This window comes from Micromonospora globispora, assembly GCF_003857015.1.
GTDB lineage: Bacteria > Actinomycetota > Actinomycetes > Mycobacteriales > Micromonosporaceae > Micromonospora > Micromonospora globispora.
On sequence record NZ_QGGF01000237.1, the window covers coordinates 1 to 24,404 of the forward strand.

Annotated in this window: 20 protein-coding genes and 1 pseudogene; 4 read left to right on the forward strand and 17 right to left on the reverse strand. The window is 73.7% G+C overall.

The window, feature by feature from the left end:
• Positions 1-742, reverse strand: a 742-nt coding sequence (locus tag DKL51_RS10485; RefSeq protein WP_124812006.1) for a DNA polymerase III subunit delta', incomplete at its 3' end; no start/stop codon positions are given.
• Positions 742-2,805, reverse strand: coding sequence for a dTMP kinase (gene tmk, locus DKL51_RS10490; RefSeq protein WP_243420926.1), 2,064 nt, complete (start codon positions 2,803-2,805; stop codon positions 742-744). The genes DKL51_RS10485 and tmk, both read right to left, overlap by 1 nt.
• Before the next feature lie 310 nt (positions 2,806-3,115).
• Between tmk and DKL51_RS10495 the strand changes: the two genes are divergently transcribed.
• Complete coding sequence (locus tag DKL51_RS10495; RefSeq protein ID WP_109946917.1) at positions 3,116-4,324, forward strand: amino acid deaminase/aldolase; 1,209 nt, start codon at positions 3,116-3,118, stop codon at positions 4,322-4,324.
• Between the two features lie 35 nt (positions 4,325-4,359).
• On the opposite strand, the gene DKL51_RS10500 is transcribed toward DKL51_RS10495, so the two are convergent.
• Complete coding sequence (locus DKL51_RS10500; RefSeq protein ID WP_109946918.1) at positions 4,360-4,935, reverse strand: TetR/AcrR family transcriptional regulator; 576 nt, start codon at positions 4,933-4,935, stop codon at positions 4,360-4,362.
• Positions 4,936-5,161: 226 nt separating this feature from the next.
• Here DKL51_RS10500 and DKL51_RS10505 point away from each other — a divergent pair, with 226 nt between their 5' ends.
• Positions 5,162-6,490, forward strand: a complete 1,329-nt coding sequence (locus DKL51_RS10505; protein WP_109946919.1) for a D-arabinono-1,4-lactone oxidase — start codon at positions 5,162-5,164, stop codon at positions 6,488-6,490.
• On the opposite strand, the gene DKL51_RS10510 is transcribed toward DKL51_RS10505, so the two are convergent.
• The 7 genes from DKL51_RS10510 to DKL51_RS10540 all read right to left on the reverse strand — a co-directional run bounded on the left by DKL51_RS10510 (position 6,442) and on the right by DKL51_RS10540 (position 15,657).
• Positions 6,442-7,683: a CapA family protein gene (locus DKL51_RS10510; protein WP_109946920.1), complete on the reverse strand. Its 1,242-nt coding sequence runs from the start codon at positions 7,681-7,683 to the stop codon at positions 6,442-6,444. The two genes, DKL51_RS10505 and DKL51_RS10510, sit on opposite strands and share 49 nt — an antisense overlap.
• A gap of 64 nt (positions 7,684-7,747) precedes the next feature.
• Positions 7,748-10,582 (reverse strand): type I DNA topoisomerase, encoded by a 2,835-nt coding sequence (topA, locus tag DKL51_RS10515; protein ID WP_109946921.1) that lies wholly within the window; start codon positions 10,580-10,582, stop codon positions 7,748-7,750.
• Between the two features lie 350 nt (positions 10,583-10,932).
• Entirely contained in the window at positions 10,933-11,550 is a 618-nt protein-coding gene (locus tag DKL51_RS10520) for a hypothetical protein (protein WP_109946922.1), read from the reverse strand.
• Complete coding sequence (locus DKL51_RS10525; RefSeq protein WP_109965069.1) at positions 11,541-12,080, reverse strand: hypothetical protein; 540 nt, start codon at positions 12,078-12,080, stop codon at positions 11,541-11,543. Before DKL51_RS10525 ends, DKL51_RS10520 begins: the two co-directional genes overlap by 10 nt.
• A 114-nt stretch (positions 12,081-12,194) precedes the next feature.
• The gene (locus tag DKL51_RS10530; RefSeq protein WP_109946924.1) at positions 12,195-14,561 is read right to left on the reverse strand and encodes a sodium-translocating pyrophosphatase; all 2,367 of its coding nucleotides are present in this window, start codon (positions 14,559-14,561) and stop codon (positions 12,195-12,197) included.
• 305 nt (positions 14,562-14,866) lie between these two features.
• Positions 14,867-15,301, reverse strand: coding sequence for an ATP-binding protein (locus tag DKL51_RS10535; RefSeq protein ID WP_109946925.1), 435 nt, complete (start codon positions 15,299-15,301; stop codon positions 14,867-14,869).
• Positions 15,301-15,657, reverse strand: a complete 357-nt coding sequence (locus DKL51_RS10540) for an STAS domain-containing protein (RefSeq protein WP_109946929.1) — start codon at positions 15,655-15,657, stop codon at positions 15,301-15,303. Before DKL51_RS10540 ends, DKL51_RS10535 begins: the two co-directional genes overlap by 1 nt.
• Before the next feature lie 131 nt (positions 15,658-15,788).
• Here DKL51_RS10540 and DKL51_RS10545 point away from each other — a divergent pair, with 131 nt between their 5' ends.
• Entirely contained in the window at positions 15,789-18,218 is a 2,430-nt protein-coding gene (locus DKL51_RS10545) for a DEAD/DEAH box helicase (protein WP_423790673.1), read from the forward strand.
• A gap of 77 nt (positions 18,219-18,295) precedes the next feature.
• Positions 18,296-18,874, forward strand: coding sequence for an LURP-one-related family protein (locus tag DKL51_RS10550; RefSeq protein WP_109946926.1), 579 nt, complete (start codon positions 18,296-18,298; stop codon positions 18,872-18,874).
• A gap of 249 nt (positions 18,875-19,123) precedes the next feature.
• On the opposite strand, the gene DKL51_RS10555 is transcribed toward DKL51_RS10550, so the two are convergent.
• The 7 genes and pseudogenes from DKL51_RS10555 to ssd form a co-directional block, all read right to left on the reverse strand.
• The gene (locus DKL51_RS10555; RefSeq protein ID WP_243422635.1) at positions 19,124-19,651 is read right to left on the reverse strand and encodes an Rv3654c family TadE-like protein; all 528 of its coding nucleotides are present in this window, start codon (positions 19,649-19,651) and stop codon (positions 19,124-19,126) included.
• A complete protein-coding gene (locus DKL51_RS10560; RefSeq protein WP_109946927.1) occupies positions 19,648-20,004 on the reverse strand; it encodes a TadE family type IV pilus minor pilin in 357 nt (118 codons plus the stop codon). The genes DKL51_RS10555 and DKL51_RS10560 overlap by 4 nt, the downstream gene beginning before the upstream one ends.
• Positions 20,005-20,174: 170 nt before the next feature.
• On the reverse strand, positions 20,175-20,342 hold the full coding sequence (locus DKL51_RS10565) for a DUF4244 domain-containing protein (protein WP_109946928.1): 168 nt from the start codon (positions 20,340-20,342) through the stop codon (positions 20,175-20,177).
• Positions 20,343-20,362: 20 nt separating this feature from the next.
• A complete protein-coding gene (locus DKL51_RS10570) occupies positions 20,363-21,106 on the reverse strand; it encodes a type II secretion system F family protein (RefSeq protein WP_124812007.1) in 744 nt (247 codons plus the stop codon).
• Positions 21,106-21,858, reverse strand: a pseudogene (locus DKL51_RS10575) (type II secretion system F family protein); the annotation flags it as partial. The pseudogene DKL51_RS10575 and the gene DKL51_RS10570, both read right to left, overlap by 1 nt.
• Before the next feature lie 521 nt (positions 21,859-22,379).
• Positions 22,380-23,591 (reverse strand): TadA family conjugal transfer-associated ATPase, encoded by a 1,212-nt coding sequence (locus DKL51_RS10580; protein ID WP_109944519.1) that lies wholly within the window; start codon positions 23,589-23,591, stop codon positions 22,380-22,382.
• Positions 23,588-24,404: septum site-determining protein Ssd (gene ssd / locus DKL51_RS10585; protein WP_124812008.1), on the reverse strand; the 817-nt coding region annotated here is incomplete at its 5' end. The genes DKL51_RS10580 and ssd, both read right to left, overlap by 4 nt.

The window sequence follows — 24,404 nt, forward strand, 5'->3', positions numbered from 1 at the left end:
CCACGTGCCCCTGCGCTGCTGCCGCCGCCCACTGCGCCACGTCGGGCGCGATGCCGTCCCGGCGGACCAGCACCTCGGCCACCGCGGTGGCCGGCGGCTGCCGCAGCGGTACGACCCGGCACCGCGACCGGATGGTCACCGAGATGTCGTCCGGGTGGGTGGACGGGGCGCAGAGCAGGAAGACCGTCCGGGGCGGCGGCTCCTCGATCGCCTTGAGCAGCGCGTTGCCCGCCGCCTCGGTGAGCCGGTCGGCGTCCTCGATGACGACGATCTGCCACCGGCCGCCGGACGGCGTGCTGGCCGCCCGGAGCACCAGGGCACGCATCTCGTTGACACCGATGGAGAGCCCCTCGGGCACCACCAGCCGCACGTCCGCGTGGGTACCGGTCAGGGTGGTGTGGCAGCCCGGGCACTCACCGCAGCCGGTGCCGTACGCGCACTGCAGCGCGGCGGCGAAGGCGCGCGCCGCCACCGACCGGCCGGAGCCGGGTGGCCCGGTGAAGATCCAGGCGTGCGTCATCCCCGCCCCCGGGACCGGACCGGCCCCGGCGTCTCCGGCCGGGCCCGCGCCGTCGACCTCCGCGGCCAAGGCGTCCAGCTCGTCGATGACGGGTTTCGTCCCGCCCCCGACCCGGGTGGCGACGGCCGAGGCGCGCAGCAGCGCGGCGGCCGAGGCGGCGGCGCGGCGCAGCGTCGCGACGGCCTCGTCCTGCCCGACCAGATCGGCGAAGACGTCCGGCATCAGGTGCGGTGCTCCAGGCCCACCAGCTCCGCGTCGGATAACTCCGGCTGAACCGTGGTGTCCGGCCCGTGGGCCGGGCGCGGGTGCACGATGCCGCCCGGATCGACCAGGAATTCCTCCACCCGGCGGGCGACCGCCTCGGCGATCTCCTCCGCCGGACGGGACGCGTCGAGCACCAGGTAGCGCTTCGGGTCGGCGGCGGCCAGGTCGAGGAAGGCGTACCGGACCCGCTCGTGGAAGGCGAGGGACTCGGCCTCCAGCCGGTCGGCGCCCTCGTTGCGGGACTCGACCCGGGACAGGCCGGTGTGCGGGTCGACGTCGAGGAGCACCACCAGGTCGGGCTTGAGCCCGCCGGTGGCCCAAGAGGAGAGCCAGGAGACCTCCTGCACCGGCAGCGTACGACCGGCACCCTGGTACGCCAGGGACGAGTCGACGTACCGGTCGCTGATCACCACCGCGCCCCGGATCAGCGCCGGCCGGACGACGGTGGCGACGTGGTGCGCCCGGTCGGCGGCGTACAACAGTGCCTCGGCGCGCGGCGACGGCGCCTCGGCACCGGCGGTGTCGAGCACCAGCGAGCGGATTCGTTCGCCGACCGCGGTGGCACCCGGCTCCCGGGTCACCACCACGTCCCGGCTCTCGCCGCGCAGCCGCTCGGCGAGCGCGGCGAGCTGGGTCGACTTGCCGGCGCCCTCGCCACCCTCGAAGACCACGAAGAGACCGCTCGAGACGAAAGGCTCCGCCGGCATGAGCGGGCGACCCCGGATCGAACCCCAGAGGTCGGCCAGGACCGGCACGCCCTTCTTGTCGTCCATCTGCCCGAAGGCACTGATCCCGGCGAAGATGCCCGCAGCACCGGCCGCCAGCAGCAGCAGCCGGGTCGAGGAGACCGAGACGCCCAGGTCGGCGATGGTCAGCTTGCGCGAGCCGCCGACGCCGACCAGGAGGCTGCTCAGCGCGATGGCCAGGATCAGCACCAGCCGGGTGCCGATCTGCACGACCGCGAAGACCCGGCCGCGTACCTCGTCGGCGACCTCGCCGCCGAGCAGTGTGGTGCCGGCGAGGAAGGCCATCCCGGCCCCCGCGCCGACCAGGATCGCGCCGACGATCGCCATGGACAGGTGGATGGCGAAGGCGAGCACCAGCACCGAGGCGCTGGCCAGCACGATGCTCATGCCGAACCAGCGTCGCCGGGACATCTCCCGCACGATCATCGGGCCGAGCCCGATGCCGACCGCCAGACCGATGAAGATCGCGCCGAAGAGCAGGTAGAACGCCGCGTCACCGGCGCCGAGCGAGGCGGCGAAGAACTTGGCCGTGCCGATCACGATGCCGCCGCCGGCGAACGCGCCGAAGATGCCGAGCACCAGGCCGCGGACCAACGGGGTCTGCCGGATGAACTTCCAGCCCTCGGAGAACTGGTGCATCATGCTCTGCTCGGTGCGCTCCCGCTCGTCGGTCTGCCCCTGGCTGATCTCCTTGATGCCGAACGCCACCACCAGGGCGGTGGCCAGCCGGGAGAACGAGTTGAACCAGAGCGCGAGCTGGGCCGGCTCGGCCCACGAGGGCACCTCACCGCCGGTCAGCCCGCGGACGCTGCGGTCGAGCACGGAGAGGCTGAGCGCGGCGAGGACCGGGGTGAGGCCGTACGTGGTGATGAGGGTGAGCTGGTTGGCCGACTCCAGCCGGGCGCGCGGGATGAGGTTGGGGACCGCGGCCTCCTTGGCCGGGATCCACATCAGGGTGATCGTCTCGATCAGGAAGGTGGCGATCGCCGCCCAGCTCACCACGACTCCACCGCTGGCGCCGGTGAGCGCGAGCAGGGGGATCGACGCGAACAGCAGGAAGCGCAGCAGGTCGCAGATGACCATCGTCCAGCGGCGGTCGAACCGGTCGGCGAAGACGCCGGCCAGCGGGCCGAGCACCAGCGCCGGCAGCAGCCGGACGGCGATCAGGCTGCCGAAGGCGGCACCCTTGGCGGTGCTGCCGGAGACCTGCGCGGCCGCGAAGACGGAGGTGGCGAGCAGGCCGAGCCAGTCGCCGAAGGAGGCCGCCCCGAGCACGATCCAGAGCCGGCGGAACGGCCGGATGCGCAGCACCGAGCGGATCGCGGCAGCTCCGGACCGGTCGCCCTGGCCCCCGGCCGGCGACACGCCGGACGACTCGCCGTTCTTCTGGCTTTCGATGGCCGTACCTCCACGCGTGCCGGCCCAGAGCTGGGCATCCCCGGTGGAACACTCTAGTCGTGACGGGGGGTCACCCCGTTCTCGACATTCGCCTGCTCGTCGAGCCTAGGCCGCTGGCACCACCGACCGCAGCCCGGACAGACGCGAGGGTATTTCGCATTGACGCCCAGACAGTTAGCGTGCAGACGTGGCCACCGACAGTGACAAACTTCGCGACCGCCTCGACCGGGCGACCGCGCACCTCGACCCGCCGTACGCCGTGGTCGACCTCGCCGCCTTCGACGCCAACGCGGCCGCGCTGGTCGGCCGGACCGGCGGCAAGCCCGTCCGGATCGCCAGCAAGTCGGTCCGGTCCCGGGACCTGCTGACCCGGGCGCTGCACCGGCCCGGCTGGCGGGGCGTGATGGCGTTCACCCTGCCCGAGGCGATCTGGCTGGTCCGCACCGGCGTCGCCGACGACGTCCTGGTGGCGTACCCCACGGCCGACCGGGGCGCGCTCGCCGAACTCACCGCCGACCCGGTGCTCGCCGACGCGGTGACGCTGATGGTGGACGGCACCGAGCAGCTCGACCTGGTGGACGCGGTGTGCGCCCCCGGGCGACGGCCGGCGCTGCGGGTCTGCGTCGACCTGGACGCGTCCTGGCGGCTCGCCGGTGGACGGGTGCACGTCGGCGTCCGCCGGTCCCCGGTACACAGCGCCCGGGCGGCCGGCGCGCTCGCCGCCACCGTCGCCGGCCGGCCGGGCTTCCGGCTGGTCGGGCTGATGGCGTACGAGGCACAGATCGCCGGGCTCGGCGACGCGCCGCCCGGCCAGGCGGTACTGGGCACGGCCATCCGGATCGCCCAGCGCGGGTCGTACCGCGAACTGCTGGCCCGGCGCGGCGCGGCGGTGGCCGCGGTACGCGAACACGCCGACCTGGAGTTCGTCAACGGCGGCGGCACCGGAAGCGTGGCCGCGACCAGCGCCGATCCCGCGGTCACCGAGGTCACCGCGGGATCGGGCCTGTACGGGCCGACGCTGTTCGACGCGTACCGCGCCTGGCGGCCCACCCCGGCCGCGTTCTTCGCCTGCGCGGTGGTCCGGCGGCCGGGCCCGGGGCTGGCCACCGTGCTGGGCGGTGGCTGGATCGCCTCCGGCCCGGCCGCCGACAGCCGGCTCCCCCGCCCGTGGCTGCCGACCGGCCTCAAGCTGCTCGGCGCCGAGGGCGCGGGCGAGGTGCAGACCCCGCTGACCGGCGCGGCGGCGGCCACCCTACGGGTGGGTGACCGGGTGTGGTTCCGGCACGCCAAGGCCGGCGAGCTCTGCGAGCACGTCAACGAGCTGCACCTGGTCGACGGCGACGTGGTCGTCGCGACGGTGCCCACCTACCGGGGCGAGGGCCGGGCGTTCCTGTAGGGCACCGGCCCGACGTCGGCGGCCAGGCGATCCACTCAGCGGGGTTGCGGCATCTCGACCCGGCCGTCGACCTGCCGGTGCAGGTACTCCCGGATCAGCGCCTTCGCCTCGACCAGCACCCGCTCGTCGCCCTCTGGACGGCGCCGGAACGCCAGCTTGATGAGGGCGTCCGCCGCCTCCACCGCGATCTCCAGGTGGAACCGGAGCTCCGGGACGTTGGTCAGGCCGAAGCGCTCGGTCAGCACCCGGGCGAGCTGGTCGGCGATCACGCCGTTGTTGTCCCGCCGCTCGTCGAGCAGGTGCAGGTCGACCACGTCACCGAAGTGCAGGGTGCGGAACCCCGGGACGGTGCGGTGCATGGTGATGTACTCGTCGATCCCGGCGTCGACACCGTCCCACCAGTGGGTCAGGTCGTCGGAGGCGAACCGCTGGTCGAGCCGCTGGAGGTAGGACTCCATCGTGCGCAGGGTCAGTGCCTGCACGATCGCCCGCTTGTCCGGGAAGAACTGGTACACCGAACCGATCGCCACCTCGGCGCGCTCGGCCAGCAGGGTGGTGGTGAGCCCCTCGTACCCCACCTCGTCGACGAGCTCGGCGCAGGCGTCCAGCATTCGCTGGACCCGCGCGACACTTCGACCCTGCACCGGTACCCGGCGCAGTGGCCCGGCTGTGGCGGCTGGTGTGGACACTCGGCGCCACCCCCCTTCGACGGATCAACATATCTGCACGTCACGAGTCCGTGACTACTGGTACTAACGAGCAGAGCGTGAACAGGGTGTTTACCTGCCATAACGTTCCTGATATGAAGGGGGCTCATATTCATGTCGAGGAGCGCCGATGGCCGGTACGGCAACCACCTGGTCCAACTGGGCCGGTAACCAGCGCAGCACCGCCAGCGCCGTCCGGCAACCCCGCAGCATCGACGACGTCGCCGAGGCGGTGCGCGCCGCCGCCGCGGCGGGTCAGCGGATCCGGGCCGTGGGCAGCGGGCACTCCTTCACCGCTGCGGCCGTCACCGACGGGCACCGGCTCGACCTGGCCGAGCTGGACACCGGCGTCCGGGTGGACACCGCGCGCCGGCTGGTCACCGTACCCGCCGGAATGACCCTGCACGCCCTCAACGAGCTGCTCGCCCGGCACGGGCTGGCGCTGCCCAACCTCGGCGACATCGACGCGCAGACCGTCGCCGGCGCGATCTCCACCGGCACCCACGGCACCGGCGCCAAGCTCGGCTGCCTCTCCACCTTCGTCACCGCGCTGACCCTGGTCACCGGCACCGGCGAGGTGCTGCGCTGCTCCGCCGACGAGCACCGGGACGTCTTCACCGCGGCCCGGGTCGGGATCGGCGCGGTCGGGGTGCTGGTCGAGGTCACCCTGCGCTGCGTCGACGCGTTCGTGCTCCGCGCGCACGAACGGCCCGCGGCGCTGGACGCGGTGCTCGCCGAGCTCCCCGAGCTGGTCGAGGGACACGACCACGTCGAGTTCTACTGGTTCCCGTACACCCCGCGGGTGCAGGTCAAGACCAACGACCGGGTGCCCAGCGACGACCGGCCGCTGCCCCGGTGGCGCGGCTGGCTGGACGACGACTTCCTGGCCAACACCGTCTTCGCCGGGGCCTGCCGGCTCGGCCGCGCCGTCCCGGCCCTGGCCCCCGGCATCAGCGCCGTCTCCGCCCGGGCGCTCACCGAACGCACCTACACCGGCCGCTCCGACCGGGTCTTCTGCACCCCGCGCCGGGTCCGCTTCGTGGAGATGGAGTACGGGCTGCCCCGCGCCGCCCTGCCGACCGCGCTCGACGCGCTACGGCGGATCGTCGACGGGCTGCCGTTCAAGGTGCTCTTCCCGGTCGAGGTGCGGTTCACCGCCGCCGACGACATCTGGCTGTCCCACGGGTACGGCCGCGACTCGGCGTACATCGCCATCCACCAGTACGTCGGCGCGCCGTACGAGCCGTACTTCCGGGCGTTCGAGGAGGTGGCCGCCGACCTGGGCGGCCGACCGCACTGGGGCAAGCTGCACTACCGCGACGCGGCGTCACTGGCGCCCGCGTACCCGAGGTTCGCCGACTTCCTGGCCGTCCGCGACCGGCTCGACCCGGACCGCCTCTTCACCAACCCCTACCTGGACCGGGTCCTCGGCGGGACGCCCGCCGGCACCACCGACTGATCGGCGCCGAGGGCCCGGACGTAGCCCAGCACCCGGTCGTACGCCACCTGGTAGGTGCGCCGCGCGTCGGCCGGCGTGGTGGGATCGGCCAGCGCGGCGGCCAGGTCCACCAGCCGCAGGTTCGGTGCGAGGTCGGTCCAGGTGGGCAGCACCTCCATCCGGGTGACCGTCCAGTGGCCGGGTGCCACCTCGGTGAAGGTGGCCCGGGCCATCACGCCCTCCCGGTTGTCGTTGATCGGCTCGGCGTGCCGGGCGATCTCATTGCCCATCCCGAAGACCACCCACTTGTCCCCGAAGCGCTGGAACGGCTGCACCGCGTGGGCGTGGTGCCCCAGGATGAGGTCCACGTCCGGCGAGGAGATCAGCTGCCGCGCCCAGGACTGCTGGTCGGCGTCGGGCAGGTGCTGGTACTCCGTACCCCAGTGCAGGCTGAGCACGACGATGTCGGCGCCGGCGGCCCGCGCCCGGTGGGCGGCGGCGAGGATCTTCGGCGGGTCGATGAGGTTGGCCAGCCACTCCTTGCCGGCCGGGCGGCTCAGCCCGTTGAAGTTCAGGCTGTACGCCAGGTGGGCGATGCGCACCCCACCGACGTCGTAGAGCCGGGGCGTGCCCGCCTCGGCGGCGCTGCGCGCGCTGCCGGTGTGGCCGAGCCCGGCCGCGTCGAGCGCCCGGATGGTCCGGACCACCCCGTCGGCGCCCTGGTCGAGGGTGTGGTTGGAGGCGGTCGAGCAGCCGTCGAAGCCGGCGGAGCGCACCCCGTCGAGCACCTGCGGGGGCGCGTTGAACGACGGATAGCCGGAGAACGGCCCGGCCGGGTCGGCCAACGGCGTCTCCAGGTGGCAGAGCGCGAGGTCGGCGCCGCTGACGGCCGGGGCCACCCCGGCGAACATCGGGGCGAAATCCAGGCCACCGGGGTGACCGCCGCGGGCCGCGTCCCGCCGCGCCTGTTCGGTGACCTCCGGATGGACCAGCACGTCGCCGGCGGCGATCAGCCGCAGGGTGCGCCGGCTGGAGGCGTCCCGGGCCGGTCCGGGGGCCAGGGTCCGCTGCGGGGCCGGTGATGCCTCGGTACCGGCCGGCGGGGAGCCGTGCTCCACCGCCCGGGAGCCGACCACGGCGGCGGTCAGCAGCAACGCACCCGTCGCCGCCCCGACGAACAGCCGTCGGCGACGCGAGGCGGCGGGTACGGACATGCCCCGACGCTAGGCCGGCCGCCGCCACCGGCCCAGAGGAAACCGGACACTTACCCCGTTCGGGTCACTCCTCGACAGGGCTGGCGGCGGCCTTCTTCGGCGCCGCCTTCTTCGCCGGGGCCTTCTTGGCGGCGGTCGCCTTGGCGGTGGTCGTCTTCTTGGCGGCCGTCGACTTGGTGGCGGCGGCGGTCTTCTTCGCCGCCGTCTTCTTCGCCGGGGCCGCCTTCTTCGCCGCCGCCTTCTTCTTCGGCGCCGGACCCTTCGCCCGCTTCTCGGCGAGCATCTCGGACGCCTCTTCCAGGCTCAGCGCCTCCGGGGTCTGCCCCCGCCGCAGCGACGCGTTGGTCTCCCCGTCGGTGACGTACGGCCCGAACCGGCCATCCTTGATCACCAGCGGCTTCTCGGTCAGCGGGTCGTTGCCCATCTCCCGCAGCGGCGGCGCGGCGGCCCGACGCTGGCGGGTCTTCGGGGCGGCCAGCAAAGCCAGCGCCTCGTCCAGCGTCACGGTGAACATCTTGTCTTCCGAGTCCAGCGACCGGAACTCGTCACCACGCTTGACGTACGGGCCGTAGCGGCCGTTGTTGGCGAAGACCTCGTTGCCGTCGGAGTCGGTGCCGATCAGCCGGGGCAGGCTGAGCAGCTTCAGCGCCTCGTCGAAGGTGAGCGAGTCCGGCGACTGGGAGGCCAGCAGCGACGACTTCCGCTCGCCGCTGGCCACGTACGGGCCGAACCGGCCGGACTTGAGCACGATCGGCTCGCCGGTGGCCGGGTCGTCACCGAGCTTGCGCTCACCCCCGCCACCCAGGAAGAGCTCGTACACCTTCTCCGGGGTCAGCTCGTCGGGGGCCAGCCCCTCCGGGATCGGCGCGCGGTCACCCGGGGCGCCACCCTCCTCGCCCTCGGCCGGCGGGGCGGGCGGCTCGCCCGGGACCGACCGCTGCAGGTACGGCCCGTACCGGCCGACCCGCACGACGACCTCGCGCCCCTCGTCGTCCGTGAAGAGCGGGATCGAGTTGACGCTGCGCGCGTCGATCTCGCTGAGGTTCTCCGTCACCAGCTTCTTCAGGCCGCCCGAGCGGGCGATCGTCTGGTCGCCGGTGCCGTTGGCGCTGCCGAAGTAGAAGGAGGTGAGGAAGTCGACCGCGGCGTGGTCCCCGCCGGCGATCTCGTCCAGCTCGTTCTCCATGCTGGCGGTGAAGTCGTAGTCGATCAGGCGCGGGTAGTGCCGCTCCAGCAGCCCGATCACCGCGAACGCCAGGAACGACGGGATCATCGCCTGGCCGCGCTTGAAGACGTACCCGCGGTCCTGGATGGTCTGCATGATCGACGCGTACGTCGAGGGGCGGCCGATGCCCAGCTCCTCCAGGGCCTTGACCAGCGACGCCTCCGTGTAGCGCGACGGCGGCTGGGTGTGGTGGCCCTGCGCGGCCAGCTCGTCGGCGGTCAGCGGCTGGTCCTTGACCAGGGTGGGCAGCCGGCGCTCGGCGTCCTCGGCCTCGGCGTTCTCGTCGTCGCTCGACTCCACGTACGCGCGCAGGAAGCCCGGGTCGGTGATGGTCTTGCCGGTGGCGCCGAAGTCCGCCTCCTCGCCGGCCGAGGAGACCGCGCGGATGCGCACCGAGACGCTGGAGCCGACCGCGTCGGTCATCTGCGAGGCGATGGTGCGCCGCCAGATCAGCTCGTAGAGCTTGAACTCCTCGGCCGACAGCTCCTTGGCCACGTCGCCCGGGGTGCGGAAGTTGTCCCCCGCCGGGCGGATCGCCTCGTGCGCCTCCTGCGCGTTCTTCACCTTGCCGGTGTAGCGGCGCGGCTCCGGCGGCACGCTTCGCTCGCCGTACAGCTCGCCGATCTGCCGGCGGGCCGCCGCGATGGCGGTCTCCGACAGGTTCACCGAGTCGGTACGCATGTAGGTGATGTAGCCGTTCTCGTAGAGCCGCTGCGCGGTGCGCATCGTCTGCTGCGACGAGAACCGCAGCTTGCGGGCCGCCTCCTGCTGAAGCGTGGAGGTGATGAACGGCGCGTACGGCCGGCGGCGGTAGGGCTTCTCCTCGACCCGGGTGACGGTGAACCGCCGCCCCTCCAGCCGGGCCGCCAGGCCGCGCGCCCCGCTCTCGTCGAGGTGCACCACGCCCGCGCCGGCCCGCACCTTGCCGGTGGTCGGCTCGAAGTCCTTGCCGGTGGCGATCCGGTCGCCGTTCAGCGCCACCAGGGTGGCGTTGAAGCTGCGCGGCCCCTCGCCGACGTTCGCCACCGCCAGGGTGGCCAGGATGTCCCAGTACTCGGCGGTGCGGAACGCCATCCGCTGCCGCTCCCGCTCGACCACGATCCGGGTCGCCACGGACTGCACCCGGCCCGCCGAGAGCTTCGGCATGACCTTCTTCCACAGCACCGGGGAGACCTCGTAGCCGTACAGCCGGTCGAGGATGCGCCGGGCCTCCTGGGCGTCGACCAGGTCCCGGTCGATCTCCCGCGGGTTGGCGACCGCGGCCTGGATGGCCGGCTTGGTGATCTCGTGGAAGACCATCCGCTTGACCGGCACCTTGGGCTTGAGCGTCTCCACCAGGTGCCAGGCGATCGCCTCGCCCTCGCGGTCCTCGTCCGTCGCCAGGAAGATCTCGTCGACCTCCTTGGCCAGCTTCACCAGCTTGCTGATCTGCTGCTTGCGGTCGGCGGAGACCACGTAGAGGGCGTGGAAGCCGTTGTCGACGTCCACCCCGAGCCGGGCCCACGGCTCGCCCTTGTACTTGGCCGGTACGTCGGCGGCGTTGCGCGGGAGGTCCCGGACGTGGCCGAAGCTGGCCTCCACGACGTACCCCGGGCCGAGGTAGCCCGAGATCGTCTTGGCCTTCGCCGGTGACTCGACGATGACCAGACGGGTGGTTCCAGCGTTGCTCGGCACGTCTCTCTCCGACCTCACTCCTACGTCATGCCCCGATTCGGGCCGTGTTGCACCGGCCGGACGACTGGCGGTCCGGATGTCCAACGTAACGCGCCGCCCGGGTTTCGGGTTTCGCGGGCGGCAAACCGGTCAGGTGTGGCGACCACGAGGCGGCCCGGGCGGGGACTCCCCCCGGACGGCGCCACCGTACACCGTGGGTAGGGCGCCGAGCGGGTCACTGTGACGATCGCGGACCCTCGGCTGATCAGGCACCGAGCCGTTTTCCTGGGCAAACCGCCACCCGGATGTCCAGCATCGGACAGCCGGCGGGGTTGCGCATCCCGGGCGGACCGGACCGGCCCCGGACGGACTCAGGCGGACGCGCCCGGCCACTCGGCGGCCGGCGCCGCGGGTGGGCGGTCACCCACCAGCTCCGCCAGCCGAGCGAGCCGCCGGCGCCCGCCGATCCGGTACGCCGGGCCGCCCTCCTCCGGCTCCACGAAGGCGCCGACCAGACCGACCGCGGCCAGCGCCGCCCGTACCCGCGGCCAGCACTCGTCATCGACCGCACCGAGCCGCAACACGAAACCCGACGGCTCGACGGACCCGGCGGCGGCGGACCAGAGCCGCAGCCGCCGCCCGTTCAGGTGGAACCCGACCGGCGGCCGCTTCACCCCGCCGCGCAGCCACGCCACCGCCAGCGGGGCCAGGGTGCTCGCGTACGCGGTGCGGACGGTGTGCCGGCCGTCCTCGGTCGGCTCCCAGCTCGCCGCCACCCCGCGCGCGGCCAACTCGGCCACCAGTACGTGCACCCGCCAGGCCGCGTCCACCACGACCGACAGCCGGGCCGTACCGCCCATCCGGACCACCTCCCCCGGCCCGGCGAGCAGGCCGGCCAGGTCCGCCAGGGACGGGTCGGCCGCCTCGGTGCCGAACAGGGAGAGCTGGCGGACCGGGTCGGGGGGTGAGTCAGGTGGCGTCAGCGACACTCCGGGACCTCGTCGAAGGCCTGTTTGAGCTCTTCCGAGTTGAGCTTGCTGGTGTCCAGCGCGCTCGCGTCGTACTCCTTGTTCAGGGTGTCGACGGCGGCCCGGACCCCGTTGTAGAAGGCGGTGGCCTCCCCGGTGTCCAGGCCGTCGATCGTGTCCCGGGCCCGGCCGTACGCGTCCCGGACCTTGCTCAGCGAGGCCCGGAAGCCGGCCGAGATCTCCTCGCCGTGGTCGGTCTCCGGCACGCCGGCCTCCTCGACCTTGCGCCGGGCGGTCTCGCTGGCCTGCTCCGCCCCGTCGAAGAGGCGGACCAGGTTCTCCTTCGCCTGGGCCGGGGTGGTCTGCGCGGTCATCTGCTGCTGGGTGCTGCTGGTCAGCTTGTTGATCTCGGCCCGCCAGGGGGCGAGCGCCTCACAGACCGACGCGGCCCAGGCCCGGGGGCTGGGACCGCCGCAGCCGGCGACCACGAGAACCAGCGTGGCCAGGACCACCGTGAGCTTTCCGGCGGTTGCCGCCCGGCGCGTACGCATGCGAAGCAGCGTACGGCCTTCCGGTGGAAGTGCCACCGATCGGATTTCGTCGGGGCCCGGACGGCACGGTTCCCGGCCGGCGACGCCGACCGGGAACCGCTACCACTGTCGAACTCAGGCGTTCACGGGCTCCGGACGCTCCTCCGGGCTGCCCGTACCGGTGCCGCTGCTGGTGCCGGCGTCGGACTCCGACATGGCGATGCCCTTGCGCTTGCTGAACACCACCGCCGCGACGATGATCAGCGCGGCGACCAGCGCGATCGCCAACCGCAGGCCGGTGTTCCGGTCGTCGCCCACGCTCCACGCGACGACAGCCGGCGCGATCAGCAGCGAGACCAGGTTCATCACCTTGATCAGCGGGTTGATGGCCGGGCCGGCGGTGTCCTTGAACGGGTCACCGACGGTGTCGCCGATGACGGTCGCGGCGTGCGAGTCGGAGCCCTTGCCGCCGTACGCGCCGTCCTCGACGAGCTTCTTCGCGTTGTCCCAGGCGCCACCGGAGTTGGCCAGGAAGACCGCCATCAGCGTGCCCGCCCCGATCGCACCGGCCAGGTAGGACGCCAGCGCGCCCGGGCCGAGGCCGAAGCCGACCGCGATCGGCGCCAGGATGGCCAGCAGGCCGGGGGTCATCAGCTCGCGCTGCGCGTCCCGGGTGCAGATGTCGACGACCTTGCCGTACTCGGGGCGCTGGGTGCGGTCCATGATCCCGGGCAGCTCGCGGAACTGCCGGCGGACCTCCATCACCACGGCGCCGGCCGAGCGGGAGACCGCGTTGATGGCCAGGCCGGAGAAGAGGAAGACCACCGCCGCGCCGATGATCAGGCCGACCAGGTTGCGCGGGTTGGCCACGTTCAGCGCGTTGAGGATCTCGGTGCCGACGTCACCGACGCCCGCGTCCTCGTACGAGCTGCGCAGCGTGTCGGTGTAGGAGCCGAACAGCGCGGTCGCGGCGAGCACCGCGGTGGCGATCGCGATGCCCTTGGTGATCGCCTTGGTGGTGTTGCCGACCGCGTCCAGCTCGGTGAGCGTACGGGCGCCGTGCTCGTCGATGTCGCCGGACATCTCCGCGATGCCCTGGGCGTTGTCGGAGATCGGGCCGAAGGTGTCCATCGCGACGATCACGCCGACGGTGGTGAGCAGGCCGGTGCCGGCCAGCGCGACCGCGAAGAGCGAGAGCGTGATGGAGCTGCCGCCGAGCAGGAACGCGCCGAACACGCCGGCGCCGATCAGCAGCGCGGAGTAGACCGCCGACTCCAGGCCGACGCTGATGCCGGCGAGGATGACGGTGGCCGCACCGGTCTGCGAGCTCTTGCCGATGTCCTGCACCGGGCGCCGGTTGGTCTCGGTGAAGTAGCCGGTCAGCGCCTGGATCGCGGCGGCCAGCACGATACCGATGATCACGGCGCCGATGGCCACCAGCCGCGGGTTGCGGTCGACGTCGGTGAGCCCACCCTCCAGCTCGGCGAAGGTCGCCGGCAGGTAGGCGTAGGCGGCGATCGCCACCAGCACTGCGGAGAGCACCGCGGAGATGTAGAAGGCCCGGTTGATCGCGGTCAGACCGTTGCGGTCGGAGGCGCGCAGCCGGGTGATGAAGACGCCGACGATCGCGACGAGCACGCCGACGGTGGAGATGATCAGCGGGAAGACCAGGCCGTCCTCGCCGAACGCGGCGCGGCCCAGGATCAGGGCCGCGACCAGGGTGACCGCGTACGACTCGAAGAGGTCGGCGGCCATGCCGGCGCAGTCACCGACGTTGTCGCCGACGTTGTCGGCGATGGTGGCGGCGTTGCGCGGGTCGTCCTCGGGGATGCCCTGCTCGACCTTGCCGACCAGGTCGGCGCCCACGTCCGCGGCCTTGGTGAAGATGCCGCCACCGACCCGCATGAACATGGCGAGCAGCGCGGCGCCGAAGCCGAAGCCCTCCAGCACGGTCGGCGCGTCACCCCGGAAGAGGATGACGACCAGCGCCGAACCGAAGAGGCCGAGACCCACGGTGAGGAAGCCGACCACACCACCGGTCCGGAAGGCGATCTTCATGGCGCCCTCGCGGCCGCCTTGCCGCTCCCGGGCGGCCGCGGCGACCCGCAGGTTGGCGCGGGTGGCCAGCCACATGCCGGCGCCACCGATGAACGCGCTGAACAGAGCGCCCACCACGAAGAAGGCCGACCGGCCGATCTTCACCAGGGTCTGGTTGCCGTCGGTGTCGTGCACCGGCAGCAGGAACAGCAGCACGACGGCGATCACCACGAAGATCGCCAGGGTCCTGAACTGCCGGAGCAGGTACGCCGACGCGCCCTCCTGCACGGCCCCGGAGATCTCCTGCATGTTGGTGGTGCCCTTACCGGCTGCCAGCACGGCCTTCGTCAAGGCGGCGGCGAAGACGAGCGCCACCAGCGCGATGACCGCGGCGATGACGACGTACGTCACGTTGGCTCCGGTAAGGGACAGTGCGCCGCCGTCGGCGGCCAAGGTCCCGGACATCTATGTCCTCCTGTACCGAACACTCGCGCCGGTCCGTGGAGACGCACGGGCCGACGCCTGGATGCGAACTCGCCAGCGCGCCAACCAGCCCGGCGGACCATCCCTGCTGGCTGCGGGGATGGATCACTTGCTGACAACCCGGGTACTGTAGCTCCACGCCGTGTCCGAGGTCACACCGAGGGTGCCGGGTGTCTCGATGATCTTCATCGCTGTGTTATGCGGAGAAATCTGATATACGGCCCGGCCAGCACGACAAGGCCGCGTCCCCGGGGTGGGAACGCGGCCTGCGTGAGTGGTTGCTCAGGTCAGCGGCCGACCGGCCAGACCATCCGGACCTCGGTGCCGATGCCCTCCTCGACCGGGCGCACCTGCAGGTCCTCGACGAAACCGGCGAGCAGCGCGAAGCCGACGCCGGTGGTCAGCGCGTCCTCGCTGAGCGACTCCTTGGCCAGCTCGTCTGGAGGCAGCGCGGCCAGACCGATGCCGGCCTCGATCGGCGCGCGGTCGATCACCCGCACCGTGTACGCCCCGGTGTCGGACATCTCCACCAGCACCGGGTCGTGCAGGCCGTACTGCCGGTGCAGGGCGACCGCGCGGGTGCACGCCTCACCGATGGCCAGGCGGACCTCGTCGAGCAGGTCCTCGCGGACCCCCGCCCGGCGGGCCACCGCCACGCCGACCAGGCGGGCGGTGCGGACGTGCACCGGGGCGGGCGAGAAGGAGAGCTTGACGGTCGCCATCACGCTTCGGCGCCGGTCGGGTCGGCGCTGATCGCCGCATCGACCGTCGGGTGCAGCGGGAAGACCTGGTCCAACGCGGTGATCCGGAAGATCTTGAGCAGCGGCTCCTTGTCGCAGACCAGGGCGAAGGAACCGTCGGCGGAGCGGAGCCGCTTGAGGGCGCCGACCAGCACGCCGAGCCCGGTGGAGTCGAGGAAGTCGACCCGGCCCAGGTCGACCACGACGCGGCGGGCACCGCCGTCGATCAGCTCGAGGAGCCGTTCCCGCAGGCGCGGTGCGGTGTAGACGTCCACCTCACCGCCGACCTCGAGCACCGTGTGCTCCCCCACGGTGCGGGTCGCCAGCGACAGCTCCATCGGTCCTCCTCGCAAGAGCCGTAAACTCTCCTGGGCATCTAACCATCCCCGCTCAGGACGCTCGTGGTCACCGGCGGCGGCTTCCCCATACCCACGCCCCCGGGTTTCCATCTCCGAACACCAGTGCGAGAGTGCAGGACGTGACGTTCCCAGCCACCGTATCCGCAGCTACCGGCGCCGGGCGACCGCCGGCCGAGCTGCTGCGTCGGCTGCGCGCCCGGCACACCGCCGACCCGGTCACCCACGTCGAGCGGGTGCCGGCCCGCGCGGGCGAGCCGGCGCTGTGGCCGCAGTGGGCCCCCGACGAACTGCGGGCGGCGTTCGCCCGGCGCGGGGTGGTCGCCCCGTGGCGGCACCAGGCCGAGGCCGCCGAGTTGGCGTACGCCGGAAAGCACGTGGTGGTGGCCACCGGTACGGCGTCCGGCAAGTCGCTGGCGTACCAGCTTCCGGCGCTGAGCACCCTCCTCGCCGACCCCCGGGCCACCGTCCTCTACCTGGCGCCGACCAAGGCGCTCGCCGCCGACCAGTTGCGCGCCGTCGCCGGCCTGGAGCTCGACGGGGTACGCCCCGCCTGCTACGACGGGGACACCCCGCGCGCCGAACGGGAGTGGATCCGGCGGCACTCCCGGTTCGTGCTGACCAACCCGGACATGCTGCACCACGGCATCCTCCCCGGCCACGCACACTGGTCCGGCTTCCTGCGCCGGCTCGCGTACGTGGTGGTCGACGAGTGTCACACCTACCGGGGCGTCTTCGGCTCGCACGTCGCGCACGTGCTGCGCCGCCTGCGCCGGCAGTGCGCCCGCTTCGGGCGTACGCCGGTCTTCGTGCTGGCCTCGGCGACGTCGGGCGACCCGGCGACGGCGGCCGGGCGGCTCACCGGCCTGCCGGTCGAGGCCGTCACCGAGGACACCTCGCCGCGCGGCGGGGTGACGTTCGCGCTCTGGGAGCCGCCGCTGCTCCCGGACCCGGTCTCCGGCGAGGTGTCGGACCTCGCCCCGGTGCGCCGCTCCGCGCTGCGGGAGACCGCCGACCTGCTCACCGACAGCGTGATCGAGGGAGTCCGCACCCTCGCCTTCGTCCGATCCCGACGCGGCGCCGAGGTGGTCGCCGCCAACGCCCGGCGATCCCTCGACGAGGCGGTGCCCGGACTGGGCAACCGCGTCGCCGCCTACCGAGCCGGCTACCTGCGCGAGGAGCGGCGGGAGCTGGAACGGGCACTGCTCCACGGCGACCTGCTCGGGCTGGCCTCGACCAACGCGCTGGAGCTCGGCGTCGACCTGGTCGGGCTGGACGCGGTGCTGATCTGCGGCTGGCCGGGCACCCGGGCCTCGCTCTGGCAGCAGGCCGGCCGGGCCGGCCGCTCCGGCGACGAGGCGCTGGCCGTGCTGGTCGCCCGGGACGATCCGCTCGACACCTACCTGGTGCACCACCCGGAGGCGCTGTTCGGCCGGCCGGTCGAGGCGACCGTGCTCGACCCGGCCAACCCGTACGTGCTCGCCCCGCAGCTCGCCTGCGCGGCGGCGGAGGCCCCGCTCACCCCGGCCGACCTCGAACTCTTCGGCGAGGGCGCGAAGGAGGCGGTCGACTCGCTCGTCGAGGCCGGCGCCCTGCGGCAACGGCCGACCGGGTGGTACTGGCGGCACCGGGAACGGCCCGAGGTGGATCTGCGTGGCGAGGGCGGGGCGCCGGTCTGCGTGGTGGAGGCGTCCACCGGGCGGCTGCTGGGCACGGTCGACGGTGGGTCGTCGCACTTCCTCATCCACCCCGGCGCGGTCTATCTGCACCAGGGCGTGTCGTACGTGGTCGACTCGCTCGACCTCTCCGACGGGTGCGCGCTGGTGCACGCCGAGGAACCGGACTGGTCCACCCACGCCCGGGACGTCACCTCGCTGTCGGTGGTGTCGGTGCGGTCGTACGTGGACGCCGGGCCGGTCGGGCTCTTCCTCGGCGAGGTGGACGTGACCAGCCAGGTGGTGTCGTACCAGCGGCGACGGATCGCCACCGGCGAGGTGATCGACAGCCGGCCGCTGGACCTGCCCGCCCGGGAACTGCGCACCGTCGCGGTCTGGTTCACCCTCTCGCCACAGTCGCTGGCGGCCGCCGGGGTGGAGGCCGCCGACATTCCGGGGGCGCTGCACGCCGCCGAGCACGCCGCGATCGGGCTGCTGCCGCTGATGGCCACCTGCGACCGGTGGGACATCGGCGGGCTCTCCACCGCCGTCCACCCGGACACCGAGGCGCCGACCGTCTTCGTGTACGACGGGCACCCGGGCGGGGCCGGCTTCGCCGAGCGCGCGTACGGGACGGCGGCCGCCTGGCTGCGCGCCACCCGGGACGCGATCGCCGAGTGCGGCTGCGAGTCGGGCTGCCCGTCCTGCGTCCAGTCCCCGAAGTGCGGCAACGGCAACAACCCGCTCTCCAAACCGGACGCGGTGAAGGTGCTGGACGTGGTGCTCGCCAACCTGCCGGCCGACGGCGACGCCGCCACCGGCCGCGGACCGGCCGTGCCCCGCCAGGACGAGCGGACAGCCGGCGTGGACGTCCCCGACCCGGCGTGACGCCCGGCTCCGTCCTGAGGGGCACGTTGAGGGTCGAGCTGTGCGAGACTCCGGCGTTCACCTTCGAAGGAGATCGCATGCAGCCCGACAGCCTTCAGTCCCAGAACCAGCTCCTCATCCGGCAGCGGATCCGGATGATGGTCAACCAGTACGAGGTCCACGCCGTCGCCCCGGACGGTTCTGAGGGCCCGCTGCTCGCGTTCGCGCAGCAGAAGCGGCTCGCCTTCAAGGAGCAGGTGACCATCTACACCGACGACTCGAAGCAGTACCCCCTGCTCGGGTTCCGGGCCCGCCAGCGGCTCGACCTCGGCGCCACGTACGACGTGACCGACCACGCCGGCACCCCGATCGGTCTGTTCCGCAAGGACTTCGCCCAGTCGCTGCTGCGGTCCACCTGGCACGTCGAGCAGCCCGGCCTGCCGCAGATCACCGGTCAGGAGCGGAGCCTGCCGGTGGCGCTGCTTCGCCGGTTCGTCGACTCGCTCTCCTGGCTGCCGTACCACTTCGACTTCGTCGCGGGCGGCCAGCCGGTGTTCTCCGTGGTCAAGAAGTGGGGCCTGCGCGACCGGTACGTCGTCCAGATCCAGCACCCGCAGGTCGACCGCCGGCTCGTCATCGCCATGGCGGTCGGTCTGGACGCCCTCCAGGCTCGCTGATCGCGGCCGGGTCGGGGCGCGACATCTCTGTCCCGCGCCCCGACCATCTGGCCGCCGCCGGCCGGCCGATGCCGACGAGTGCGTCAGGCTGAGACCACCAGCCGACCTGGCGGCGTCGAAGCGGCGTCGAGCCGCCCTCACGTCACCGCCCCTGCGCTACCCGGCCGCGGCCCGTCAGCAGCCGCGGCCGCCGCCCGGCCGCCTGTGCCCGGCGCCGAACCTCCAGACGCGCCGGGCCCGGTAGGGCCGTCAGCCGCGGACCGGGCCGGCGCGGGCGGTCGCGGTGACGGTACGGGTGAGCCAGGGCAGCGGGCTGACCGTTACCTGGGTGCTCACCAGCACGTCGAGCCCGTCGACGCGGCAGGCGGCCAACCGGGCGCCGTTGGCGCGGGCCAACTCCCCGGCCATCCCGCAGGCGGCCGCCTCGCCGTCCAAGGCATGACCGGCGCCGGCGAGCGCGCCGAAATCCGCCGCGACCCGGGCCTGCTGCCGGGCCATCCGGGCCGCGCCGAGCGCCGCACCGAAGGCCCCGACCAGCACGATCACCACGCCCACGGCGAGCACCCAGATCGTCGCGCTTCCACGATCGGCCGCTAGCCTGATCCGCTCCCGGGCCTGCTCCTCCTGCACCCGGGCTTGGGCCCGCTTCTGCTCCTGCTTCTGCTCGTGCTTCTGCTCCTGGGCCTGCTCCAGCTCCTGCTTCTGCTCGTGGCCCTCCGTCCGCGCTTGAACCTGCTCCCGGGCGTGGCTCTGGCTGGCCGGTGCCACCCTGGTCACGGCTGGGGTCCCGGCGTGCCGGGTTCGACGGCAGCGACGGCGGTGGCGGAGACGGTGATCCGGGGCAACCGGGCGCCCAGAGCACGGACCGGCACCCGGACGGTGGCGACGACCCGCTCACCCCTGACCGTGACCGAGACGTCCGCGCCCGGCGGGGCGTACCGGGCGCCGGCGGTCGATCCGCTCTCGCCCCGGGAGGCGGCCAGCGCCGCCTCCCGGGCCGCGTCGAGGCAACCGGCCTTCGTGGTCACCGCGTTGACGGCGGTGAGGCCGGCGAACAGCAACAGGACCAGCGCCGGTAGGCCGGCCGCGAGCTCGGCGGTGAACGAGCCCCGGTCAGCGGCGGCGGCCAAGCTGCGGGAGCGACGGCCAGAGCCGCGACGGGAGCCTCGCCCGGTCGAACGAGTGTCACGCCCGCCCGGCCTCGCAGTCCGGTCGGCCGTCCAGCATGAACCGCGGTTCCCGCCAGCCAGCGGAGGCGGACTGTCGGGGCCGCGATGGCGGCCGGACCGCCGGCGCCCTATCACTTGAGTGCCCGGTCGATGACGGCGGTCAACGCGGACTGCACGTTGCCGGAGGTGAGCACCTTGAGCAGGATGCCCGCGAAGGCGACCGCCGCGAGCGTTCCGACGGCGTACTCGGCGGTGTTCATCCCGGCGTCGCCGCGCAGCCGGCCGAAGAGTTTGCGCATGTCGTACCCCTTTCGTTGGGTCAGAGCACGTCGCCGAGGACGGCGACGATCACCGGTACCAGACCGGCGAGAATGAAGGCGGGCAGGAAGCACAGCCCGAGCGGCAGGACGATGAGGACTCCCGCCCGTCGAGCCGCCGCCTCGGCGGCGGTGGAGCGGTCGGCCCGCAGGTCGTCGGCGAGGCGGGTGAGTGCGCCGGCTAGCGCGGCGCCGCTGCTGGCCGAGCGGAGCGCGGCCGCCACCAGGCGGTCCGCGCCGGCGACGGCGAGCAGGTGCGACCAGGCTTCCGCCGGTTCGCCGCCGAGCAGCAGCGTCCGGCCGACCCGGCCGAGCCGATCGGCCAACGGGCCGGCGAGCGCCTCGGCGACCGCCAGCACCGACCGGTCGACCGGCGCCCCGGCCCGCAGTGCCGCCGCGAGCAGGTCAGCGGCGAGGGGAAGGTCGGCGGTTTCCCGCAGTCGCCGGTCTCGGAGGGCACGCGGCTCGATCCGGCGCAGCAGGCGGTCCGCGGCGACGGCGGCCAGCGCCCCGGCGAGCAGTCCGGGCCAGCCACCGATGACGACGATCACGGCGACCCCCGCCAACCCGGCGCCGATTCGTATTGGGTCTGGCCACCAGGACGGCCGCGTCCGGCCGATCGTCACGGCGGACGGGTGTCGCAGGTGACGGAGGCGCCGGTCCGGTCGGGCGCTCGGCGCACCGAGCACGACAACGAGCAGTGCCGCCGCGGCGAGGCAGGTCGCCGCCAACACCTGCCGGGACATCAGCCGGCCTGCCGCGACGGTGAGCCGAGCCGTTCCGCCCAGAGGAGCCCACCGGTCTGCAGCACGACGGCCGCGATCGCGCTGGCACCCCCGACCGGCGTGTGCAGCAGCACCGCCACCGGGTCGACCCCGATGGTGTACCCCAGCCCGATACCGCCGAGCGGGAGAGCCGCGAGCAGCCAGGCGGTGGCTCGCGCCCCGGCGGCCTGCGCGGCGGCCGAGGCCAGCCCACGGTCCGCCGCCCGGGCGTCGGCCTCGATCCGCTCCAGCAGCTCGGCCAGGGGTGCGCCGGTACGGTCGGCCAGACGCACCGCGGCCTGGGCGAGCTGGGTGATCCGGCCCGGACCGAGGCCCTGCTCCTCGCCGGAGGGCAGCTGTGGCTGGCATGGCACCGACCCGCCGAATGGAGGCGAGCCCCGCTCGGCGGCCCGCCCGCCGACCGCCGCCGTCACCGGCAGGCCGGCCCGCAGGTCGGCGGCGAGCGCGCAGAGCTGGTCCAGACTGCCCCGGTGTGCCTGGTCGGCACGTTGACCCGCCTGGCGGCGCAAGAACCCCCGGACCGCCAGAGCGGTGTAGGCGGCAAGGACCACCGCGGCCACCGGGCCGGCCAGGATTTCACCGATCGCGCCGCCCAGCACGGCGACCAGCAGCAGCGTCCGGTGCGCCGAACCGGCGCCGATCCGGGCCAGCCACCGCTCGGCGCTCCACAACGTCGGCCCGGCCGGCACCACACCGACGGGCGTGGCGGCCGAGGACGGTTCCCCGGATCCCGGACCCGCCTCCAGCCGCATGGCACCAGCCGCCTGACCCACAGCACCGGCCGGACGGACGGCGGCGTTGAGCGGCGGAGCGGCCGCCGTACCCTCCGGAGCCGGGTCGAGAAGCAGACCTGCCGCCGGAACGCCGGGGGTGGAGTCGAAAAGCGGAGCGCCGTCGAGGTGTCCGGGCGTGGGGAGCCAGGCACCGACCGGACGGGCCGGGTCGCGGCGCCCAGGGGGCCTGGTCGGCATCGGCCTGGCGACGGCTCCAACGGAACCGTTGCCCTGACCGCCCGGTGCGTGCCGCGTCCGGACGAGCCGACCACCGGTCGGGTACGCACCGGCGGCCGGCGTGCTCCGCGTCGGCCACCGACGTACCGTCGCACCACCGCTCGGTGCCGGCTGCCGCGCGGTTGCGAGGACTGTGCGACGCCGGGTCCGGCTGTTCCGCAGTGGCCAGGCGACCACCGCCGCGGCCGTCACCAGGAATACCGTCACCAGCCACTCCGCCCCGGTCACGATGGACCCGCCGAGCCGGGCCAGGCCGTGCAGAGGATCGGCGGTACGGCGACGCCCCGCTCCCGCAGCAACGCCCCGAGCGCCCGGGCGGCGAGGCCGAGCCCGCGGCCGCGTACCCAGGCCGGGACCACAGTCACCAGTCGGTCCGGCCCTTCCGGCAGCAGCAGGCTGACCGACTCCAGCAGACGGCCCTGGGGACCACGACGTACCTGGAGCAGCACCTGGAGCGCGGCGGCCACCTGCGCGTGCAGGGCCGCGCGGGGCAGTCCGCCGAGCAGCCCGAGCGCCTCCAGCCGGGCCGGTACGTCGGTCGGTGTGTTGGCGTGCAGCGTCCCCGCCCCACCGTCGTGGCCGGTGTTGAGCGCGGCGAGCAGGTCGACCACCTCGCCGCCCCGGCACTCGCCCACCACGAGCCGGTCGGGGCGCATCCGCAACGCCTGCCGGACCAGGTCGCTCAGCCCGACGGCGCCGCTGCCCTCCACGTTCGACGTCCGGGCCTGGAGGCCGACCACGTGCGGGTGCACCGGGCGCAGCTCCGCGGCGTCCTCGACCAGCACGATCCGCTCGGTCGCGGGCACCAGCCCGAGCAGGGTGTTGAGCAGTGTGGTCTTGCCGGAACCCGTGCCGCCCGTGACCAGGTACGCCAGCCGGGCGGCCACGATGGCGGCGAGGACCGGGGCCACGGGGCGAGGCACGGTGCCCTGCCGCACCAGCTCGTCGAGGGTGAACGGCCGTTGCCGGAAGGTCCGCAGGGACAGGTAGGGACCCTCGGTCGCCACCGGAGGCAGTACGGCGTGCAGCCGGGTGCCGTCGGGCAGCCGGGCGTCCGCGTACGGGGCGGCGTCGTCGAGCCGGCGCCCGGCGGTGGCGGTGAGACGCTGCGCCAGCCGGCGTACGTCGTCGACCGACCCGAGCGGCACGGCGACCTGGTGCAGCCCCTCCCCCCGGTCGACCCAGACCCGGGTGCCGTTGACCAGTACGTCGGTGACCTGCGGGTCGGCCAGCAACGGGGCGAGCGGACCGGCGCCGACCAGGTCGTCGTGCACCCGGTCGGCGATGCGCAGCAGGGCGGTGTCGCCGAGGACGGCGGCGTCCGGTTCGGCGCGGACGGCGGAGACGATGGCGGCCGGGGTGACCGGGGTGTCGGCGGCGGCGAACCGTTGCCGGACGCGTACCGCGAGCTCGTCGGGGTTGGCCCGGCCGGTCATGCCGCACCTGCCGTCGGCACGCCGGTCAGCTCGCCGACGATCCGCTGGCAGAGCGCGGCGAGCGGCCCTTTTCCGGCGGCGGCCGGCGCCTCGCCCCGTTCCAGCCCGCGGGGCAGCGCGGGTTCGGGACGCAGTGTGCCGGCGAGCGGCAGCCCGAGTGCCCGGGCCACCTCGGCGGCCTTGAGCCGGCCCGGTGCCGGACCGCGCACGATCACCGCCAGGTCACCGCAGTGCAGCGCGGCGGTGGCGACCACCCGGGCCGCGGCGGCGGTGGCCCGCAGCTCGGCCGGTACGACCACCAGGGTCCGGTCGGCCGCCTGCAGCGCGACGAGCGCCGCGTCGTCCAGTTGCCGGGGCAGGTCGATCACCACGACGTCGCGGCCCCGGCGTGCGGCGTCCACCGTGGCGGCCATCGCCTGTGCGGGCAGGTGCAGCAGGTCGCCTCGATCCCACGAGAGCACCACCAGGTCACCTCGGCTGGGCAGGGCGCGGACGAGCGACGGCGGGTCGACCCTGCCGTCGGTGTCGGTGAGCGCCGGCCACCGCAGCCCTTCCAGCTGCTCCCAGCCGAGCACGAGGTCGAGGCCGCCGCCGAGCGGGTCGGCGTCGACCAGGAGGGTGCGCAGCCGGGCCCGGGCGGCGGTGACGGCGAGACCGCCGGCCAGGACGCTGGCACCGGCGCCGCCCCGCCCACCGAGCACCGCGACGATGCGGGCATCGGCTTGGCGGCCCTGGTCCGACCCGCATTCGGCGAACCGGTCGACCAGCCACGGCTCGGCGGCCGGCAGCGTGGCCACGTGCTCGGCACCGATC

Coding starts and splice junctions, on each gene's coding strand:
- DKL51_RS10500 (WP_109946918.1), bottom strand. CDS start 4,935: ATGCTGGACGCCTGCGCCGAGCTCGTCGACGAGGTGGGGTACGAGGGG.
- DKL51_RS10535 (WP_109946925.1), bottom strand. CDS start 15,301: ATGGCGACCGTCAAGCTCTCCTTCTCGCCCGCCCCGGTGCACGTCCGC.
- DKL51_RS10565 (WP_109946928.1), bottom strand. CDS start 20,342: ATGCGCAAACTCTTCGGCCGGCTGCGCGGCGACGCCGGGATGAACACC.
- DKL51_RS10525 (WP_109965069.1), bottom strand. CDS start 12,080: ATGCGTACGCGCCGGGCGGCAACCGCCGGAAAGCTCACGGTGGTCCTG.
- DKL51_RS10550 (WP_109946926.1), top strand. CDS start 18,296: ATGCAGCCCGACAGCCTTCAGTCCCAGAACCAGCTCCTCATCCGGCAG.
- DKL51_RS10510 (WP_109946920.1), bottom strand. CDS start 7,683: ATGTCCGTACCCGCCGCCTCGCGTCGCCGACGGCTGTTCGTCGGGGCG.
- DKL51_RS10580 (WP_109944519.1), bottom strand. CDS start 23,591: ATGACCGGCCGGGCCAACCCCGACGAGCTCGCGGTACGCGTCCGGCAA.
- DKL51_RS10540 (WP_109946929.1), bottom strand. CDS start 15,657: ATGGAGCTGTCGCTGGCGACCCGCACCGTGGGGGAGCACACGGTGCTC.
- DKL51_RS10530 (WP_109946924.1), bottom strand. CDS start 14,561: ATGTCCGGGACCTTGGCCGCCGACGGCGGCGCACTGTCCCTTACCGGA.
- DKL51_RS10570 (WP_124812007.1), bottom strand. CDS start 21,106: ATGTCCCGGCAGGTGTTGGCGGCGACCTGCCTCGCCGCGGCGGCACTG.
- DKL51_RS10505 (WP_109946919.1), top strand. CDS start 5,162: ATGGCCGGTACGGCAACCACCTGGTCCAACTGGGCCGGTAACCAGCGC.